Raw genomic sequence first — 19898 nt, 5'->3', positions numbered from 1 at the left:
TCACCCCCCGCCCTAACCCTCCCTCACAAGGGGGGAGGGAACGAACGGGCAAGGGGGGAGAGCGCGCACGTCGTCGTGCGGCGAAAGTCCCGGCACGCATGACTACCCTCTCGTCCAACGGCTTTCTCCATTTCGGCGATAGCGATCTCGAATATCGCATGATCGGGCCTCAACCTTCCGACGCGCCGACCATTGTCATGCTGCATGAGGGGCTCGGTTCAGCGGCGCTGTGGGGAGATTTTCCCGACCGCTTGCAGGCCGCCACCGGAACGGGCGTGTTCGTCTATTCGCGTGCCGGCTACGGCGCGTCAACATCTGTCACGCTGCCGCGCCCGCTCGATTACATGAGCGTCGAGGCGCTCGACGTACTGCCGTCTTTGCTCAATGCGATCGGCTTTCAGCGCGGCGTGTTGCTCGGGCATTCCGACGGCGCCTCGATCGCTGCAATCTATGCCGGCGGCACCGGCGACCACCGGCTGCGTGGCGTCGTGCTGATTGCGCCGCATTTTGTCGTGGAAGACGTGTCGGTGGCCTCGATTGCCGGGATCCGGCAAACTTACGAGACCACGGATTTGCGCAGTAAGCTCGCGCGTTGGCACCGCGACGTCGACAACGCCTTCTATGGCTGGAACGATGCCTGGCTTAATCCCGACTTTCGTCGATGGGACATCAGCGAATATCTCGCCTACATTCGAGTGCCGGTCGCGATCCTGCAAGGCGAAGACGACCAATATGGCACTATTCGCCAGATCGAGATTGCCACGGAGGAATGCTATTGCCCCGTCGATGTGACGGTGATACCGGGCGCGGGGCATTCGCCGCAGCGTGAGGCGGCTGAACGGACGCTCGCAACCATTTCGGAATTCGTCGGCCGTATTTTTGATTCTGCATAAAACTTGAAACACCCGGTCTCGTAGATTTTTTGCGTTGTGGCTTTGTGTCAATGAATATGACGTCGTCAACCGCGGCTGATTTGCCGCTGCCGGGCTGGGCCTATGTGCCCGGCGAAACGGTGGATTCCGAACCCGATCACGAAACACTGTCGCAGGTCAGGGCGCTGGTGCCCGCGCAATTTTTTGGCCACGTGCCGACCCGTCATCCGGCATTGCGCTACGGCATGGCGCTCAATGACGCCGGCTATTTCTGGGAATCGCAGCAGGTGCTGGAAGCCGTCTGGGCTGCGACGCCGCAAGGCGGGCGCGAGCGCATTCTGCTGCGCGCCTGTACCCAGATCGCCAACGCCAATCTGAAGCTTCGAATGCGAAAGCCACACGCGGCGTTGCGGCTGTGGGACGAGGCGCTGGCGGAGATCGACGATTTGTTGTCGCGCCGGTCGGCGGCTCGCGGAGACGGTTTTGCCGATCGCTTTCCAGCAGCCAACCTCGCCAAACTGTTGAAGGCCAGGCTGGCCCAGCCGACGCTGTCCAAAGCTGACTGGATCGCCCTGGGCTCGATCACCTGAATATGCAAAAAAATGCAGATTTCCGTCCCTGCAGCCTCTAGACGAGAGCCGCAACATGCATTATTGTGCATATATTCGTTAACAAAGAACCGCATTCAGGGATAAGCCCATGACCGGCGACGAGCGCGTTCTTGCGGGAGGCGCGACCTTTATCGATTTTCAGACCGACCCGTCGCGCTACCGGCATTGGAAACTTGGCGTCGACGGCGCTATCGCGACGCTGACGATGGACGTCGACGAGAATGGCGGGCTGTTCGAAGGCTATCAGCTCAAGCTGAATTCCTATGATCTGGGCGTCGACATCGAGTTGGCCGACGCCGTGCAGCGGCTGCGTTTCGAGCACCCGAACGTGAAAGTGGTGATCCTGCGCTCCGGAAAAAATCGCGTGTTTTGCGCCGGCGCCAATATTCGCATGCTGGCCGGCTCGACCCATGCCCACAAGGTGAATTTCTGCAAGTTCACCAACGAGACCCGCAACGGGCTCGAGGATTCATCGGAGAATTCCGGGCAGCGCTTCATCACCGTGGTCAACGGCACCGCGGCCGGCGGCGGTTACGAACTGGCGCTCGCCACCGATCACATCATGCTCGCCGATGACGGGGCTGCGGCCGTCGCATTGCCGGAGGTGCCGTTGCTCGCGGTGTTGCCGGGCACCGGCGGGCTGACGCGCGTGGTCGACAAGCGCAAGGTGCGCCGCGACCATGCCGATTATTTCTGCACCATCGAGGAAGGCATCAAGGGCAAGCGGGCGGTCGCCTGGCGTTTGGTCGATGAGATCGTGCCGAACAGCAAGTTAGAGGCCAAGGTCGCCGAGCGTGCGAAGGAATTCGCCGCCGCCTCAAAGCGCAACGGCAGCGGGAAGGGGATTGCGCTGACGCCGCTGTCGCGCACCATCGGCGAAAGCACTATCCGTTATGACACCGTCAGCGTCGAGATCGACCGCACCGCGCGTATCGCAACTATCTCGATTGCGGCGCCGGAGACGACGCCGCCTGCGGACATCGACGGGCTGATCGCGCAAGGCGCTGACTTCTGGCCGCTCCAGGTCGCGCGCGAGTTGGACGATGCGATCCTGCATTTGCGCATCAACGAGCTTCAGATCGCCATGCTGGTCTTCAAATCGCACGGCGAGGCGGCCCACATCCTCGCTTACGATGATTTTCTCGAAGCCAACAAGGCGCACTGGCTGGTCAACGAGATCCGGCAATACTGGAAGCGGGTGCTCAAGCGCATCGACGTCACCTCGCGTACGTTGGTGGCGCTGGTCGAGCCGGGTTCGTGCTTTGCCGGCACCCTCGCCGAATTGGTGCTCGCCGCCGACCGCTCTTACATGCTGATCGGCACGCGCCAGGGCGACAATCGCCCGCCGCCGTCGATCCAGATATCGGCGCTGAATTTCGGCGCCTATCCGATGAGCCATGGATTGACTCGGCTTGAATCGCGTTTCCAGGCCGACCCATCCGATCTCGAGCGCGCGCGGACGCGCATCGGTGAGGCGCTTGACGCCGAGGAGGCCGAGGCGCTTGGCCTTGTGACCTTTGCGCTCGACGATATCGACTGGGACGACGAGGTCAGGGTGTTTCTTGAGGAGCGCGCCAGCTTCTCGCCCGATGGTCTCACCGGCATGGAAGCGAATTTGCGCTTCGTCGGACCGGAGACCATGGAATCTAAAATCTTTTCGCGCCTCACCGCCTGGCAGAACTGGATCTTCCAGCGGCCCAATGCGGTCGGCGAGGAGGGCGCGCTACGCCGCTACGGCACCGGCGAGAGGCCGCAGTTCGATATGACGAGAGTGTGAGGAGTGAGTGGCGAGTAGCGAGTAGCGAATGGTACTATTCGCCACCCGCTATTCGCCAGCCAAGGAGCACGGCGATGAATGTCAACATTATGAACGTCGACTATTCGACCAAGATTCCCAATAACGTGAATCTGAGCGAGGACCGGCAAGTGCTCAAGGCGCTGGAGGGTTGGCATCCCGGTTACATGAACTGGTGGGGCGACATGGGGCCGGAAGGTTTCCAGCAGTCGCTGGTCTACTTGCGCACCGCCTATTCGGTCGATCCGCGCGGCTGGGCCAAGTTCGATTACGTCAAGATGCCGGATTATCGCTGGGGCATCCTGCTGGCGCCGGAGGAAGAAAACCGCGTCATTCCCTTCGGCGAACATTATGGCGAGCCTGCCTGGCAGGAAGTGCCCGGCGAATACCGCGCGATGTTGCGGCGGCTGATCGTGATCCAGGGCGATACGGAGCCTGCTTCCGTCGAGCAGCAGCGTCATCTCGGCAAGACCGCGCCCTCGCTTTACGATTTGCGTAACCTGTTCCAGGTCAATGTCGAGGAAGGCCGCCACCTCTGGGCGATGGTCTACCTCCTGCAGAAATATTTTGGCCGCGACGGCCGTGAGGAAGCCGACGAATTGCTGCGCCGTCGCTCCGGCGACGCGGATTCACCGCGCATGTTGGGCGCCTTCAACGAGGCGACGCCCGACTGGCTGTCGTTCTTCATGTTCACCTATTTCACCGATCGCGACGGCAAGATGCAATTGCACTCGCTGGCGCAATCCGGATTCGATCCGTTGTCGCGCACCTGCCGCTTCATGCTGACGGAAGAAGCCCATCACATGTTCGTCGGCGAGACCGGCATCACCCGTGTGGTGCAGCGGACCTGCGAGGCCATGAAAGAGGCCGGCATCAGTGACCCCAACGATATCGCCAAGGTCCGCGCGTTGGGCGTGATCGACCTGCCGACCATTCAGAAGAAGCTGAACCTGCATTACTCGTTGTCGCTCGATCTGTTCGGCTCGGAAGTCTCGACCAATGCGGCGAACGCTTTCAACGCCGGCATCAAGGGCCGCTTCCACGAGACCCAGATCAAGGACGATCATCGCCTGCGCGACGACACCTATCCGGTGCTGAAATTCATCGACGGCAAGATCACGCGCGTCGACGAGCCGGCGCTGACCGCGCTCAACATGCGGCTGCGCGACGACTACACGCAGGATTGCGTCAAGGGACTATTGCGCTGGAACAAGGTCATTTCGACCGCCGGCTTCGACTTCAAGCTGACGCTACCCAACGTCGCCTTCCACCGCGCCATCGGCGAATTCAGGGATATTCATGCCACGCCCGACGGCGTGCTGATCGACGACGCGGCATGGAATACGAAAAAGGGCGCGTGGCTGCCGTCGACAGAGGACGGCGATTTCATCGCCTCCCTGATGACGCCGGTGACAGGCGTCGGCGAATTTGCCTCCTGGATATCGCCGCCCAAGGTCGGCATCAACAACAAGCCGGGCGATTTCGAATATGTAAAGATCGAGACGTGATCCCCTGCTTTCCTTCTCCCCTTGCGGGAGAAGGTGCCGCGCAAAGCGCGGCGGATGAGGGGTGTCTATTCGTCAGTTTGGCGGCGAAGCCAACCCGAACGTCGCTGTGTCTACCAGTTACGTCGCCCTCTCCCGCAAGGGGAGAGGGCTCAACAATGACCGGTCGCGTTTGTTGCGTCCTTGTTGCTTCAGCTAATCCCACCCATCTCCCTTGATGCCGGGATTGGCGTAGACGATGCCGCCATCGACCGCGATGGTGGCGCCCACGACGTAATCGCCGGCGCGTGAGGCGAGATAGATCGCAGCTCCCGCCATGTCCTCGTCGGTGCCGATCCGCCCCGAAGGCACGCGCGTTGCCACCTCCTCCGCATTGTCACGCGCCGCCTTGTTCATGTCGGACTTGAACGGGCCCGGCGCAATCGCCGATACGACGATATGGTCGGGAATGAGTTTGACGGCCATCCGGCGCGTCAGGTGGATGAGACCGGATTTACTCGCGGCGTAGGAATACGTCTCCAGCGGATTGACGAAAATCCCGTCGATCGAAGCGATGTTGATCACCTTAGCCGGCCTCTCGACGGTGGCCGCAGCCCGCAACGATCCGGCCAGCGCCTTGGTGAGAAAGAACGGCGTCTTGAGGTTGAGGTTGATCACCTTGTCCCAGCCGCTCTCCGGAAATTCGTCGAAATCCGCGCCCCAGGCCGCGCCGGCATTGTTGACGAGAATATCGAGCTTGCCCTCGCGCTTGTTGATTTCGCCCGCCAGCATCTCGATGCCTGCGGTGGTCGAGATATCGATCGGCAGCGCGATGCACTCGCCGTCATAGGCGGCGCTCAACTCCTTGGCGGTAGCCTCACAGGCGGCCGCCTTGCGCGCGGTGATGTAGACCCTGGCCGCGCCTTGATTGAGAAAGCCCGCGGCGATCATCTTGCCGATACCGCGCGATCCGCCGGTCACCAATGCGACACGGCCGCGAAGCGAAAACAGGTCCTTGAACATGCGCACCCTCCATTGGCTTTTGCCAAGGTTCTGGGCGCTGAGTTTGAGTGAGTCAAGGAATAGCGGATTTTTCCGCCCTCATCCTGGGGAGGCGCTCAAGCGCCGTCTCGAAGGAGAGGGCGGCCCATCCTTCGAGACGCGCACAAGCGTGCGCTCCTCAGGACGAGGCCGAGCAACATCGGATTTCACTAGGCCGCGTCAACGCGCCGAAAGCCGTTCCACATCGCGGTCGCCGCGCCCGAGGTGAGCACGGGAAGAATACGCTCGTTCTGATAATTGCCGTTGAGCGAGATCCGCGGCAGGGCGGTTGGATAGTCCGCGCTTTCGGGGAAGATCATGCCCGGCCGCGTCGTCACCGCCGTCGTGAATCCGGCGGCCTTGGCGAGCGCGAATTCGCGTTGGCCGGCTGCGAGCCGGTCGCCATAAGGATAGGCGAAGTGAAGGGCGGGACGTTGCAAGGCGCTTTCGATGCGTGCCCGGCTCGTTGCCATTTCATGGCTCGCGATTTCGTCGGGCTGCTGGGCCAGGTTGCAGTGGGTCACAGTATGCGCGCCGATGTTGACGAGCGACTCGTTCGCAAACGGTTTTAGTTCGTCCCACGACATGCAGAGCTCGCGACAGATCGCGGCTTGATCGATGCCTTGAGAGGCACAGAGCGCGGCGATCTCGCGGGCCAGATCGTCGCGGCCCGGAAGCGCGCGCAGCCAGTCGTGCAGCCGCTCGAAGGCCGAGCGCTTGGCCGAAAGCGTTGATGTGTCGATGCGGGTAGCCACGCCATCGATCCCGGCCTCGATCGTGGAGGCCTTGGCGATTGCTCTCTCCAGCGCGACCCACCACTGGTTGCCCGTGCCTTGCGCAAAATCGCTGGTCACATACACGGTAAGCGGTGCGTCAAATTCCCGCATGACGGGAAGCGCGAAATCCCGGTTGTCACGATAGCCGTCGTCAAAAGTAAAGCAGGCGGAACGCCGCGAGTAGTCGCGCTCCGTCAGCCTGCGGTGAAATTCATCCATCGTGATGATGTCGATGCCGCGCGCGCGCAGATGGGCAAGCACCGCGCGCAGGAATTGCGGCGTGATTTCGAGGTGGCTGTTCGGCTGAAATGCCGCGTCTCGCGAGGGGCGCACATGATGGAGCATGAAAATGCAGCCCGCGCCGGCGAAAATCGGGCGAAACAGGCGGTGCGCACCGGTGAGATAAAGCGCTTCCAGGCCGGCGCGGATCACGTTGCTGCGTAACTGCTTCATCGGGCTGGATGGCCGGTTGGAAGAGGCATTTCAAGCTATCTGCAGACCCTTGAAGAAAGGGTTAGCCGCACCTGCCGTCCGCTGGACCGTCCCCCTGCTATTTCGGGTTTGACAGCCCCGCAAGGGTTTGTTTTCTCTCTCTTTCTGGTGCCTGTGCGTTGCGGTTCCGGCGCAGCCTTGGGAGAGATCGAGAGGAAATGCGTCAAACCGAAAAGCGATGGCGGATCAGAGTGTTGCCGGTCCCCCTGTTTACCGAAATTCGCCAAAGGGGGCAGTTTGCAGTTTCTTCGCGAATTTCGGAAATGACGCGGCGTCTCGCCTCGTGGGATATCGGATGCGCGGACTAGTCAGGTGGAGCAGCAAATGGTGGCCGGGCACGATACCGCTCGCCGTCCTTTGGGCCTTGGCGGCCTGGACCAGCACCTCGCCTCTGGAAACCGAACTGGCCGGCCGTTCGACGGCTGCACTGAAGGATATTCTGCTCGACAAGAGCCAAATCGCCGTGAGCGGCCGCGACGTCGCGCTCGCCGCCGACGCCTTTTCCGAACAGGGACGCCGTAGCGCCGTCGCCGCCATCGAAGCCGTGCCGGGCGTGCGCCTCGTCAACGACGAGACCCGCCTCGTTCCCGAGGCCAGGCCGTTCGTCTGGTCGGCCGAGCGCGACGTGGTTCGGGTGACGTTGACCGGCAGCTCCCCGTTGCCTGCGAGCAAGGGCAAATTGCTGGAAGCCGCTCGCGCCGATCTCGGCGGCGTCGAAGTGGTCGACCAGACAAATTTGTCGCGCGGCGCGCCGCCGCATTTCGACGATGCCGCGCTCTTGCTGCTTAACCAGGTCGCCAAACTGAAGGACGGCAAAATCACCATTTCAGATAGCAAGGTCAGCCTGTCCGGCATGGCGCGTGACCTCGGCGGCCGGGAAGCGATTGCGGCTTCGCTGAAGAACCTGCCTGAGGGTTTTTCGGTCGCGTCGAACGAGATCAAGGCTCCGCCCTATATTTTCCAGGCCAACAAGGATCCGGTGGCGCAGACGTTGACGCTGACGGGCTACGTGCCCGACAATAATGTGCGCGCCGCGATCGTGGCGGCGGCGGGCCGTAAGTTTTTCAGCGAAAAGGTCGTCAACAACCTCAAGGAAAGCCTCGGGGCGCCGTCGGGCTTTGCCGGCGCCGTGGTGCCGGCGCTCGGCGCGCTGTCGCGGCTGTCGACCGGGACGCTGGTGGTCTCCGATCGCGAGGTCAAGCTGTCGGGCGATGCGCTCTACGAGGCCGCGTCCAGTCAGCTTCGCGCCAACCTGTTCAAGGGTTTTCCGCAAGGCTGGCAGGTCAAGGCGGATATTTCGGTCAAACCGGCGGCAGCGCCCGTGGATGCGACCGTCTGCCAGCAGCTGTTTTCAGAAGTGCTGGCCAAGGGAACGATCCGCTTTGAATCCGGGCGCTCCAATATTGACCCGGATTCGGTTGGCCTGCTCGATCATCTGATCGAAATCGCACTGCGTTGTCCGACGACCAATATCGAGGTCGCGGGCCATACCGACGCCGATGGCGACAGCGCCACCAACCAGGCCCTGTCGGAAAAGCGGGCGCAGGCCGTCGTCGACTATCTGGTGAAGGCCGGTCTTCCCGCAACACGGTTTACCGCGATCGGTTATGGCAGCACCCAGCCGGTGGCCGCCAACGGCACCGACGAGGGCAAGGCGAAAAATCGCCGTATCGAATTCGTCGTGAAGGAGCAGCCGTGATTTTTCTGGCGACATTTGACTGGGGCTGGCTTCTCGCCGCGTTACTGCTCGGTTTCGGGATGGGCTGGATCGCGGTGGTGCATCGCGGTCACGGCGTACCGAAGAATCTGGCGCGCTGGCTCGCTGCGCTGGTGGCGGCCCTGCTTGCCGCGGCGCTGGCGCGCGTAATTCCTGGCCGGCCGGGCTATTGGCTGGACCTTGGCCTTTTGATGCTCGCGCTCTATCTGATCGGGTGCGGAATCGGATCGTGCTTGCGCGACTGGCTGTTGCCCCGCCCCGCGAGCGCAAGTTGAAGGCGAATTCACATGGTCGATGGATTCTGCACGCTTGCGGACCACTACCGGATGTTCGGCCACTACAATGCCTGGGCGAATGGCCGCTTGTTTGCGGCGGCCAGCCGGCTCACCATCGACCAGTATCGCGCCGATCGCGGCGCGTTCTTCAAATCCGTGCACGGCACGCTGAACCATCTCCTGGTAACGGACCGGGTATGGATGCGGCGCTTCACCGGCGAAGGCGATGCGCCATCGCGGCTCGATGCCATTCTTTACGAGACGTTCGATGAATTGCACCGAGCGCGGCAGGTCGAAGACCGGCGGATCGCCGATTTCGTCGATGACCTTGACGAGGCGCGCATCACCGCGACCATCAAATACCGCCGCGTCTCATCGCCGCAGGAAATCGAACAGCAGCTCGCGCCTGCGCTGGCGCACTGGTTCAATCACCAAACCCATCACCGCGGACAAGTCCACACACTGCTCACTGGCCTCGTGGGCGAAGCCCCGGAGCTTGATCTGCTGTTTTTCCAGCGTCTGGCCGCGACCGGTGCCTAGATTGCGGGCGCGCCGCGGTAGTTTCCTTCTCCTAAGTATTGAAGGAGCAGGCCTTTCCGTACCATGCGAATTCCACTACGGCTCAAAACAAGCTACCAGATGGACCCGGGGGGTGGATTGGAGCGGGCATCGCATTCGCTCCCAAAGGCGAGCGCGAGACCCGAAGCAAATGTTAGAACGAAGCCGCTGGGCAATGTACGATCGGCGGGATTGTCCGCGCAACGAGGTCTAGATGCTGGAACCAATACGCAGGGCGATATCGTTTCTGCGCCACCGACAGATCCTGCATAAACTGGGCGTCGCGGTCAGCATCACCGTCATCGGTATCGCGTGCTACGTGCTGTTTCACATGCTCCGCGATATCGATGTTTTCGAAGTCATCGAAGCGATCAAGAGCACCGAGCCCCGATCGATCGCAACTGCCGCGCTGTACGTGGCGGCCGGCTATTTCACGCTCACGTTCTACGACCTGTTCGCGACGCGCGCGATTGGCCGAAATGAGATCCCTTACCGCATCAACGCGCTTGCCGCTTTCACCAGCTATTCCATCGGGCACAATGTCGGGGCCAGCGTCTTCACCGGCGGCGCGGTGCGCTATCGCATTTATTCGGCCTCGGGCCTGAATGCGATCGATGTCGCCAAGATCTGTTTTATCGCCGGCTTGACGTTCTGGCTCGGCAACGCGGCGGTGCTAGGGATCGGGGTCGCCTGGCATCCGGAGGCCGCCTCCGCGGTCGATCAATTGCCGTTCTGGCTCAATCGGATCATTGCCGTCGGCATCATTGCGGGCCTCGTTGGCTACGTGATCTGGGTCTGGATTCGACCGCGCAATGTCGGGCGCGGACCATGGACGGTGGTGCTGCCGGGCGGGCCGCTGACGCTGCTGCAGATCGCGATCGGCATCATCGATCTCGGCTTCTGTGCGCTGGCGATGTACACGCTGGTGCCCGACGAGCCCAACCTGGGCTTCGTCGTGGTCGCGGTCATTTTCGTCTCGGCGACGCTGCTCGGCTTCGCCAGCCACTCGCCCGGGGGACTTGGGGTGTTCGACGCCGCCATGCTGGTCGGCCTGTGGCAGATGGACAAGGAGGACTTGCTCGCCGGAATGCTGTTGTTCCGCCTCCTCTATTATATTGCGCCGTTCGTCATATCTGTAATCATATTGACGTTTCGGGAGGTTATCGTCGGAGCCCGGTCGAAGCGGTTGCGGCAGGCGGCGTCTGCGATCGCCGGGGAGCCGCAGCACGAAGCCGTTTACGTGCGGGAGCGCAACGAGCCCGGCGCCTGACGTGACCGTCCAAAAGGGGATGAGGTTGCGAATTCTGGAGTCGGAGTTTTAGCCCGATGGCAATAGACCACACTCCCTCCTTCTTTTTCTCGCCGTGGCCGGACCGCCTGAGGCATTCGGCAATCGTCCTGCTGGCGGCGGCGCTGGCGCTGGCCGTGGTGGTCGTACTCGGCGAATTGTCCGCGGTGCGGGCGGCGGTGATCTTCGCCTGCATTGCCGCGGCGGCGCTGGTGCCCTGGCGCCTGCACGACACTGCGGCTTCGCGTGAAGACGTCCGCGGCACCAATCCGGTGGAATCTGCGGCGGTCGCGGCCGTCGTTGCCGGCATGCCGGATCCCGCCGTGCTGCTCGACCGCGCCGGCCGCGTCATTCACCTCAATGCGGCCGCGGCCCAGCTTGCGCCGGCGTTGCGCAAGAACGAGCTTGCCCAGTTTGCGCTGCGCTCGCCCGAGATCATCACCGCGCTTCGCGAAGCCATCGCAACCACCGAACCCCGCCGCGCCACCTATCTCGATCACGTTCCGGTCGATCGCTGGATGGAGCTTGTCATCATACCGGTTCCGGTGCCGACGTTGTTCGGCAGCACCGACAAATGCATGCTGATGACCTTCCACGACCTGACGCCGCTGCGCCGGGTCGAGGAGATGCGCGCCGACTTCGTGGCCAATGCCAGCCACGAATTGCGCACGCCGCTCGCGGCGCTGTCGGGCTTTATCGATACGTTGCAGGGGCCGGCCCGCGACGATCCCAAGGCCCGCGAGCGCTTTCTCGGCATCATGCATACCCAGGCAACACGGATGGCGCGGCTGATCGACGACCTGTTGTCGCTGTCGCGGGTCGAACTGTCGGCCCATGTCCGCCCGGACACGCTGGTCGATATTGTGCCGATCATTGGCCAGGTGATCGACGGGCTGGAGCCGCTGGCGCGCGAACGCCAGGTCGAGGTCGAGGTAGATTTGCCAGAGGCGCCGGCGTGGATCGCGGGCGATCGCGAAGAACTGCTGCGGTTGTTTGAGAACCTGGTCGAGAACGCGCTGAAATATGGCGCGTCGGGCGGCAAGGTGGTCGTTTCGCTGGCTGCGGAGATATCCAGCGAGGGTCAGCCGGAGCTGCGGGTTCAGGTGCGCGATTTCGGTCCCGGTATTGCTCCTGAACACCTGCCGCGGCTGACCGAGCGGTTTTACCGGGTGGATGTCGGCGACAGCCGCGCGCAAGGTGGAACCGGCCTTGGGCTATCGCTGGTCAAACATATTGTGAACCGCCATCGCGGCAGGCTTTTGATCGAAAGCGTCTTGAAAAACGGCGCTACTTTTACCGCCTGTTTTCCCCAGGCCAAACCTCCGCTCTCTACCTGAAATCAAGCAATTTCAAAGGCTTGGTTGCGTCATCCAAGTGTCATCAAACCTTCGTAAAAGGGGCATTGACGGCTCCTAAACGGACCCGCGTGAGCGCTTGGCTTACGAGATGGAGACCAGCAATGAATTTCATGAAAACGATCGTCGCTGTCGGCCTAGTCGCCACATCGACGTCGGCGTTCGCCGCGGACATCACCGGAGCGGGTGCGACGTTCCCGTTCCCGATCTATTCGAAGTGGGCCGATGCCTACAAGAAAGAGACCGGCAACGGCCTGAACTACCAGTCGATCGGTTCCGGTGGCGGCATCAAGCAGATCCAGGCCAAGACCGTGACGTTCGGCGCCACCGATATGCCGCTGAAGGTCGAGCAGCTTGAGAAGGACGGTTTGGTTCAGTGGCCGATGGTCATGGGCGCGATCGTTCCGGTGGTGAATCTGGAAGGCGTGAAGCCGGGCGAACTGGTGTTTGACGGCACAACGCTCGCCAACATCTATCTCGGCAAGATCACCAAATGGGATGATCCGGCGATCAGGAAGCTCAATCCGAATGTGAAGCTGCCGAGCGAGGCGATTACCGTGGTTCGCCGCTCCGATGGGTCGGGCACGACGTTCAATTTCACCGACTATCTTTCCAAGGTGAGCGCGGAATGGAAGACCAAGGTCGGCTCCGGCACCGCGGTCGAATGGCCGACTGGCGTCGGCGCCAAGGGTAACGAAGGCGTCTCCGGCAATATCGGCCAGACCAAAAATTCGATCGGCTATGTCGAATATGCCTATGCCAAGCAGAACAAGCTGATCTATGCCGCACTGGTCAACAAGACCGGCAAGACCGTGCAGCCGACGGTGTCTTCTTTCCAGTCGGCGGCCTCGAACGCCGATTGGGCGAAAGCGCCCGGTTACTATGTGATCCTCACCGACCAGCCGGGTGAACAGTCGTGGCCGATCACGGCGTCGACCTTTATCCTGATGCAGAAGGCGCCGACCGACAAGGCGGCCTCCGCGGAAGCCATCAAGTTCTTCAAGTGGGCTTTTGCCAATGGCGGCAAGATGGCCGAGGAGCTCGATTACATTCCGATGCCGGATGCCGTCGTCAAGTTGATCGAGAAGACCTGGTCGGCCGACATCAAGAGCTGAGGCCGGATGACCCTCAGGACCTTGCGCCCCGTTCTTTCGGGGCGCGAGGGTGAGACAAGGCGAACCCGGGATTCATGAGGATTCCGGGTCTGATCCCGAAAGCACCATCCCGGAATGATGCCGGATCGATCGTCAGCAAGACCGCTACCGGCAAGGCGGCCTCTGAGGCAGGCGGTGGGCGAAACTTTGAACCAGACAGAGGGCATTGGCGTGGCAGAGATGGCGGTTCAAAGCGATGCCATGGAAGTCGCAGGACCCTACGATCGCGCCAAGGCGCTGAGTGCTTTCAAGCTCGGCGACGTCACCTTCTATTGGATCACCCGTACCTGCGCGATTTCGGTCCTGCTCATTCTTGGCGGCATCATTCTTTCGCTGATCGTCGGCGCCTGGCCGGCGATGAAGGAATATGGCTTCGCGTTCCTCTGGACCCAGCGCTGGGCGCCGTCGGCCGATCCGCCGGTCCTTGGGGCGCTGGGCCCGATGTACGGTACGCTGGTCACCTCTTGTATCGCGATGCTGATCGCGATCCCGGTCGGTCTCGGCATCGCGATCTTTCTCACCGAGCTTTGCCCGCAATGGCTGCGCCGGCCGATCGGCATCGCCATCGAACTGCTCGCCGGCATTCCCTCCATCATCTACGGCATGTGGGGATTTTTCGTGCTCGGCCCGTTTTTGGCCTACACGTTCCAGCCGTTCATGATCGGCCTGTTCGATGGCATCCCGGTGCTGGGTTCGATCTTTGCGGGGCCGCCGTCCTATCTGAGCATGTTCAACGCGGCGCTTATTCTTGCGATCATGGTGCTGCCTTTTATCACCGCGATCTCCGTCGACGTCTTCAAGACCGTCCCGCCCGTATTGAAGGAGGCCGCCTATGGCGTTGGCTGCACGACGTGGGAAGTGGTTCGCAACGTCGTGATCCCGTATACCCGCGTAGGCGTCATCGGCGGCGTCATGCTGGCGCTCGGCCGCGCACTCGGCGAAACCATGGCGGTCACGTTCATTATCGGAAATTCCTTCCGCATCTCGTCCTCGATCTTTGCGCCGGGCACCACCATCTCGGCGGCGATCGCATCCGAATTCGCCGAAAGCGACGGCCTGCATCAGTCCGCGCTGATGCTGCTCGGCCTGCTCCTGTTCGTGCTGACTTTCCTGGTGCTGTCGGCAGCTAGGCTGATGCTGATGCGCCTGGAAAAGAAGGCGGGCAACTAGCATGAATCCGATTTACGCAAAGCGCCGCCGCAACGACATCATCATCCGCACGCTGTGCTTCGGCGCGGCCCTATTCGGCGTCACCTGGCTGGCGCTGATCCTGTTCACGCTGTTCTTCAATGGCCTCAGGGGCATCAATCTCGAACTCTTCACCCAGAACACGCCGCCGCCCGGTGCCAACGAAGGCGGCCTTTTGAATGCGATCACCGGCTCCATCATCATGACCGCGATCGGCGTCGGCCTCGGCGCGCCGCTCGGCCTGTTTGCCGGGACTTACCTGGCCGAATACGGCAGAAACGACCGCCTCACGTCCGTGATCCGCTTCATCAACGATATCCTCCTGAGCGCGCCGTCGATCATCATCGGCCTGTTCATCTATGGCGCCATCGTGGTGCCGATGCGCGGCTTCTCGGCTTTGGCGGGCTCGCTGGCGCTTGCGGTAATTGTGACCCCGGTCGTGCTGCGCACCACCGAAGACATGTTGCTGCTGGTCCCCAATCCACTGCGCGAGGCAGCCTCGGCGCTGGGATTGCCGCGCTCGCTGGTGATCAAGCGCATCGCCTACCGCGCCGCGCGCTCCGGCCTGATCACCGGTGTGCTGCTGGCGACCGCCCGCGTCGCCGGCGAGACCGCGCCGCTGTTGTTCACCGCGCTCTCCAACCAGTTCTTCAGCCTTGACCTGACCAAGACGATGGCGAACCTGCCGGTGACTATCAACAATTTCGTCCAGAGCCCCTACGCCTACTGGAAGCAATTAGCCTGGAGCGGAGCTCTCATCATCACGCTGGCCGTGCTCGCTCTCAACATTGGCGCCCGCATTCTTGGCGCCGAGAGGACTGCAAAATGAACGACGTTTTCGCTTCCGCCAGTGTTCCCGCGACCCCGCCGCCGCCGGTCGCCGCTCACGCATCCGGCCATGCGGAGCCGCCGGCCAAGGTCACCGCACGCGGGTTGAATTTCTATTACGGCGAGCATCACGCGCTGAAGAACATCAACATCATGCTCGGCACCAATCGTGTCACCGCTTTCATCGGCCCGTCGGGCTGCGGCAAGTCCACCTTGCTGCGGATTTTCAACCGGATGTACGACCTCTATCCGGGCCAACGCGCCACCGGCCAGTTGATGCTCGACCAGACCAACATTCTCGATCCCAAGCTCGATCTCAATCTGCTGCGGGCTCGCGTCGGCATGGTGTTTCAGAAGCCGACGCCGTTCCCGATGACGATCTATGAGAACATCGCCTTCGGCATTCGCCTGTACGAGAAGATTTCCCGCTCCGAGATGGACGGCCGGGTCGAGAAGGCGCTGCGCGGCGGCGCGCTCTGGAACGAGGTCAAGGACAAGCTCAACGCGTCGGGCTTGAGCCTGTCCGGCGGCCAGCAGCAGCGGCTGTGCATCGCTCGCACGGTGGCGGTCCGTCCCGAGGTGATCCTGTTTGACGAGCCATGCTCGGCGCTCGATCCGATCTCGACCGCCAAGGTCGAGGAATTGATCCAGGAACTGGCCGAGAACTACACCATTGCCATCGTCACCCATAACATGCAGCAGGCCGCCCGCGTCTCCGACAAGACGGCGTTCATGTATCTGGGCGAACTGATCGAGTTCGACGAGACCAACAAGATTTTCACCTCGCCGAACGACCGGCGGACCCAAGACTACATCACTGGGCGCTTTGGTTAAGGAGAATAAGATGGTCGCAGAGCATACAGCCAAGGCGTTCGACAGCGATCTGCAGGAATTGACCCGGCTGGTGGCCGAAATGGGCGGCCTTGCCGAACGCATGATCGTGGATGCCGTCGATGCGCTGATCCGCCGCGACGTCGCGCTCGGCCGGCGGGTGGTCGAGACCGATGCCGAGATCGACAATCTGCAGCGTTTGATCGAGGAGCGCGCGGTGTTGACCATTGCGCGGCGTCAGCCGATGGCGGTGGATCTGCGTGAGATCGTCGGCGCGATGCGGGTCGCGACCGATCTCGAACGGATCGGCGACCTTGCGAAGAACATGGGCAAGCGCGTTGCGGCGCTGGAGAGCGACTTTCAGCCCTTGAAGCTGATCCGCGGGCTCGAGCACATGACCGACCTCGTGCAGTCGCAGGTGAAGTCGGTGCTTGACGCCTATGCGGCGCACGACCTGCCGGCGGCGATGACGGTCTGGAAGAGCGACGAGGAAGTCGACGCCATCTGCACCTCGCTGTTTCGCGAACTCCTGACCTACATGATGGAAGATCCGCGCAACATCTCTTTCTGCATTCACCTGATGTTCTGCGCCAAGAACATCGAGCGGATCGGCGACCACGCGACCAATATCGCCGAGACCGTTTTCTACATGATCGAAGGCCAGCAGATCCTCGACAAGCGGCCGAAGGGTGACATGACGACCTTTGCTACAACCGTGCCTGGAAGCTGATCGCCGTTTCCAGGGTAGGGCATCATACGAAAAGGACGAAAGAAGGCTACGCACATGAGCGCACGCATTCTGGTGGTGGAAGACGAGGAAGCGCTGACGACGCTGCTGCGCTACAACCTCGACGCCGAGGGGTATGACGTCGAAACGGTTGGGCGGGGTGACGACGCCGACACCCGCTTGAAGGAGCGGGTTCCCGACCTGATCGTGCTGGACTGGATGCTCCCGGGTCTGTCCGGCATCGAGCTGTGCCGGCGCTTGCGCGCCCGGCCGGAAACCAAACAGCTTCCGATCATCATGTTGACCGCGCGCGGCGAGGAAAGCGAGCGGGTGAGGGGGCTTGCGACCGGCGCCGACGATTACATCGTCAAGCCGTTCTCGGTGCCCGAATTGCTGGCGCGGGTCCGCGGCCTGCTGCGGCGCGCCAGTCCCGAGCGGCTCGCTACCGTGCTCACTTATGGCGACATCGAACTCGACCGCGAGAAGCGCCGCGTCGCGCGCTCCGGCCGCCCGGTCGATCTCGGACCGACCGAGTACCGGCTGCTCGAATTCTTCCTGGAACATCCGGGCCGGGTGTTCAGCCGCGAGCAACTGCTCGACAGCGTCTGGGGCCGCGACATCTATATCGATGAGCGCACGGTGGACGTGCATATCGGACGGTTGCGCAAATTGCTCAATCCCGGCCGGGAGCAGGATCCGATCCGCACCGTGCGTGGCGCCGGCTACGCGCTCGACGATCGCTTCGCGAAAGTCGAATAGGGCGGGGCCACATTCTCCCTGCTAAAGTAGCGGACTCTATCCGCAGCGTGCGGTGGTCAAAAACCTTCGTAACAACGAAGTCTGCGGTTATGGGTCCCCGCGTGCGCGGGGACGACGACTAAAGTCGGTAGGACTATCTCGTCGTCTTCGGCGCCTGCCGGCGGCGGTCGCCGGTCGGCTGATAGGCGATCCGCGAGTGATGCGCGCAGTAGGGCAGGCTGGGCAGCGCCTTGCCGCCGCAGAAGAAGAATTCTGGGCTCGACGGATCGCCGACCGGCCAGTGACAGGTCGCCTCGTTCAATTCGAGCAGCGACAGCCGCTGGCTCATCGGCACCACATTGTCATAGGCGATCGGATCGGGCTCCATCTCGACCTCGAAGGCATGCGCCAGCGCCGTGTTGCCGCGCGAAACCGGGCGCGACACCCGCATCATATGCTGGGCGGGGCGCGCCTTGCGCGGACGAGGCGCGGCGGAAGAAGGGCTCTTGGCGCGGCCGGAAAGGCCCAGCCGGTGCACTTTGCCGATCACCGCGTTGCGCGTGACATTGCCGAGCTCGGCGGCGATCTGGCTCGCCGAAAGGCCTGCTTCCCAGAGCTTTTTCAATTGCTCCACGCGATCGTCAGACCAGGTTAGTACCGTCATCGCACTCTTTCCTTCGCGTCGCGCCGGCCTGTTACGGGGCAGCGCTGCGATGCCAATCGTCTCTAAAATCCCTTCCGGCAGAATCCCTTAGCCCTCGCCGGGCGCAAAATATGCGCTCGAACGTTTACGCAGAACTCTGGCGACTTAGAGGAGCAATAACTACCGCACGAGATGTCGTATCCGACAGTCGAGAAGCTACAATATGGCGTGACTCCCGCGCAAGAGTCGACGCGCATGCGTCCACATGTTCCACTGTTTTCACGCTTGCATTGCGATCCTTCGGCGACACCGGAGATTTACGGAATCCGCCCGTTGACACAGATCGCCACGGGCATAAAATGACCGGTACGTGCCGCCCCTAAAAGGCGGCACGTTTTGTTTTTGCTTTCCAGCTCTGACCAGCAGTGATCGTCATGACGTCGCATCTGCTTCCGGTATTTGCCAGGGTTGACCTCGGCTTTACGCATGGCGAGGGCTGCTGGCTGTTTGCCACCAATGGCGAGCGCTATCTGGATTTCACCTCCGGTGTTGCGGTGAACGCGCTGGGACACGCGCACCCGTATCTGGTGAAAGCCCTGCAGGAGCAGGCGGCCAAGCTCTGGCACATGTCGAACCTGTTCAAGAGCCCGGACGGCGAGAAGCTGGCGGCGCGGCTGTGCGAGCAAAGCTTTGCCGACTTCGTGTTCTTCTGCAATTCCGGCGCGGAGGCGCTGGAAGGCGTGATCAAGCTGGTGCGCCATTATCAGTTCTCCAAGGGGCATCCCGAACGCTTCCGCATCATCACGTTCGAAGGCGCGTTTCATGGCCGCACGCTGGCGACGCTGGCGGCGACCGGCTCGGCCAAATATCTCGAAGGTTTCGGCCCGCCGATGGACGGCTTCGATCAGGTGCCGCATGGCGATCTGGAGGCAGTGAAGAAGGCGATCGGCCCGCATACCGCCGGCATCCTGATCGAGCCGGTGCAGGGCGAGGGCGGCGTGCGCTCGACGCCGCACGCATTTGCCAGGGCGCTGCGCGCGCTGTGCGACGAGCACGGGCTGTTGCTCGCCTTCGACGAGGTGCAGACCGGCATGGGCCGCACCGGCGATCTCTTTGCCTACAAACGCCTCGGCGTCGAACCGGACGTGATGTCGCTGGCAAAGGCACTGGGTGGCGGTTTCCCGATCGGCGCGGTGCTGGCGACGGCCGAAGCCGCCTCCGGCATGGCGCCGGGCTCGCACGGCTCGACCTTCGGCGGCAATCCGCTCGCGGTCGCGGCCGCGAATGCTGTTCTCGACGTCATGCTCGAGCCCGGTTTCTTCGATCACGTGCAGAAAATGTCGCTGCTGCTCAAGCAGAAGCTCGCCTCTGTGGTCGATCGCTATCCTGCTGTGCTTTCGGAAGTGCGCGGCGAGGGGCTTCTGATCGGCGTCAAGGCGGTGGTGCCGTCAGCCGATCTTGTGACCGCGCTGCGCGAGCAGAAGCTGCTCACGGTCGGCGCCGGCGACAACGTCGTGCGTTTCCT

General features: G+C 62.2%; 19 protein-coding genes. 16 read left to right on the top strand and 3 right to left on the bottom strand.

Annotated elements, in window-relative coordinates:
• The first annotated feature begins 98 nt into the window (after positions 1-98).
• The 4 genes from WB528_RS15495 (at position 99) to boxB (ending at position 4786) form a co-directional block, all read left to right on the top strand.
• Positions 99-893 carry an alpha/beta fold hydrolase gene (locus WB528_RS15495; protein ID WP_423889291.1) on the top strand — a complete coding sequence of 265 codons (795 nt, stop codon included), beginning with the start codon at positions 99-101 and terminating at the stop codon, positions 891-893.
• 50 nt (positions 894-943) lie between these two features.
• On the top strand, positions 944-1462 hold the full coding sequence (locus WB528_RS15490; protein WP_423889290.1) for a DUF309 domain-containing protein: 519 nt from the start codon (positions 944-946) through the stop codon (positions 1460-1462).
• 109 nt (positions 1463-1571) lie between these two features.
• On the top strand, positions 1572-3260 hold the full coding sequence (gene boxC / locus WB528_RS15485; RefSeq protein WP_423889289.1) for a 2,3-epoxybenzoyl-CoA dihydrolase: 1689 nt from the start codon (positions 1572-1574) through the stop codon (positions 3258-3260).
• A 74-nt stretch (positions 3261-3334) separates the two neighbouring features.
• Positions 3335-4786 (top strand): benzoyl-CoA 2,3-epoxidase subunit BoxB, encoded by a 1452-nt coding sequence (gene boxB / locus WB528_RS15480; RefSeq protein ID WP_423889288.1) that lies wholly within the window; start codon positions 3335-3337, stop codon positions 4784-4786.
• 192 nt (positions 4787-4978) lie between these two features.
• On the opposite strand, the gene WB528_RS15475 is transcribed toward boxB, so the two are convergent.
• Positions 4979-5785 (bottom strand): SDR family oxidoreductase, encoded by an 807-nt coding sequence (locus WB528_RS15475; protein WP_423889287.1) that lies wholly within the window; start codon positions 5783-5785, stop codon positions 4979-4981.
• Positions 5786-5973: 188 nt separating this feature from the next.
• The gene (locus tag WB528_RS15470) at positions 5974-7032 is read right to left on the bottom strand and encodes a polysaccharide deacetylase family protein (RefSeq protein WP_423889286.1); all 1059 of its coding nucleotides are present in this window, start codon (positions 7030-7032) and stop codon (positions 5974-5976) included.
• A gap of 334 nt (positions 7033-7366) precedes the next feature.
• Between WB528_RS15470 and WB528_RS15465 the strand changes: the two genes are divergently transcribed.
• The 11 genes from WB528_RS15465 to phoB all read left to right on the top strand — a co-directional run bounded on the left by WB528_RS15465 (position 7367) and on the right by phoB (position 17751).
• A complete protein-coding gene (locus tag WB528_RS15465; protein ID WP_423889285.1) occupies positions 7367-8770 on the top strand; it encodes an OmpA family protein in 1404 nt (467 codons plus the stop codon).
• Positions 8767-9063, top strand: a complete 297-nt coding sequence (locus WB528_RS15460) for a hypothetical protein (RefSeq protein WP_423889284.1) — start codon at positions 8767-8769, stop codon at positions 9061-9063. Before WB528_RS15465 ends, WB528_RS15460 begins: the two co-directional genes overlap by 4 nt.
• Before the next feature lie 12 nt (positions 9064-9075).
• Positions 9076-9603 (top strand): DinB family protein, encoded by a 528-nt coding sequence (locus tag WB528_RS15455; protein ID WP_423889283.1) that lies wholly within the window; start codon positions 9076-9078, stop codon positions 9601-9603.
• Positions 9604-9835: 232 nt separating this feature from the next.
• Positions 9836-10891, top strand: a complete 1056-nt coding sequence (locus tag WB528_RS15450; RefSeq protein WP_423889282.1) for a lysylphosphatidylglycerol synthase domain-containing protein — start codon at positions 9836-9838, stop codon at positions 10889-10891.
• 56 nt (positions 10892-10947) lie between these two features.
• Positions 10948-12246, top strand: a complete 1299-nt coding sequence (locus tag WB528_RS15445) for an ATP-binding protein (RefSeq protein ID WP_423889281.1) — start codon at positions 10948-10950, stop codon at positions 12244-12246.
• 122 nt (positions 12247-12368) lie between these two features.
• Positions 12369-13379 carry a phosphate ABC transporter substrate-binding protein PstS gene (gene pstS / locus WB528_RS15440; RefSeq protein ID WP_423889280.1) on the top strand — a complete coding sequence of 337 codons (1011 nt, stop codon included), beginning with the start codon at positions 12369-12371 and terminating at the stop codon, positions 13377-13379.
• A 219-nt stretch (positions 13380-13598) separates the two neighbouring features.
• A complete protein-coding gene (pstC, locus tag WB528_RS15435; protein ID WP_423889279.1) occupies positions 13599-14588 on the top strand; it encodes a phosphate ABC transporter permease subunit PstC in 990 nt (329 codons plus the stop codon).
• 1 nt (position 14589) lies between these two features.
• Positions 14590-15435, top strand: coding sequence for a phosphate ABC transporter permease PstA (gene pstA, locus WB528_RS15430; RefSeq protein WP_423889278.1), 846 nt, complete (start codon positions 14590-14592; stop codon positions 15433-15435).
• Positions 15432-16268, top strand: a complete 837-nt coding sequence (pstB, locus tag WB528_RS15425; protein WP_423889277.1) for a phosphate ABC transporter ATP-binding protein PstB — start codon at positions 15432-15434, stop codon at positions 16266-16268. Before pstA ends, pstB begins: the two co-directional genes overlap by 4 nt.
• Positions 16269-16278: 10 nt before the next feature.
• Positions 16279-16995, top strand: a complete 717-nt coding sequence (gene phoU / locus WB528_RS15420) for a phosphate signaling complex protein PhoU (protein ID WP_423889276.1) — start codon at positions 16279-16281, stop codon at positions 16993-16995.
• A 54-nt stretch (positions 16996-17049) separates the two neighbouring features.
• Entirely contained in the window at positions 17050-17751 is a 702-nt protein-coding gene (gene phoB / locus WB528_RS15415) for a phosphate regulon transcriptional regulator PhoB (RefSeq protein WP_072817918.1), read from the top strand.
• Between the two features lie 133 nt (positions 17752-17884).
• Here the strand turns inward: phoB and WB528_RS15410 are convergent, their stop codons facing one another.
• Positions 17885-18394 carry a GcrA family cell cycle regulator gene (locus WB528_RS15410; RefSeq protein ID WP_423889275.1) on the bottom strand — a complete coding sequence of 170 codons (510 nt, stop codon included), beginning with the start codon at positions 18392-18394 and terminating at the stop codon, positions 17885-17887.
• A gap of 404 nt (positions 18395-18798) precedes the next feature.
• Here WB528_RS15410 and WB528_RS15405 point away from each other — a divergent pair.
• The coding region (locus WB528_RS15405; protein ID WP_423889274.1) for an aspartate aminotransferase family protein at positions 18799-19898 on the top strand (1100 nt) is incomplete at its 3' end.

Origin of the sequence: Bradyrhizobium sp., from assembly GCF_049586575.1 — a bacterium.
Classification (GTDB): domain Bacteria; phylum Pseudomonadota; class Alphaproteobacteria; order Rhizobiales; family Xanthobacteraceae; genus Bradyrhizobium.
This window is presented reverse-complemented; position numbering and strand designations above follow the sequence as displayed.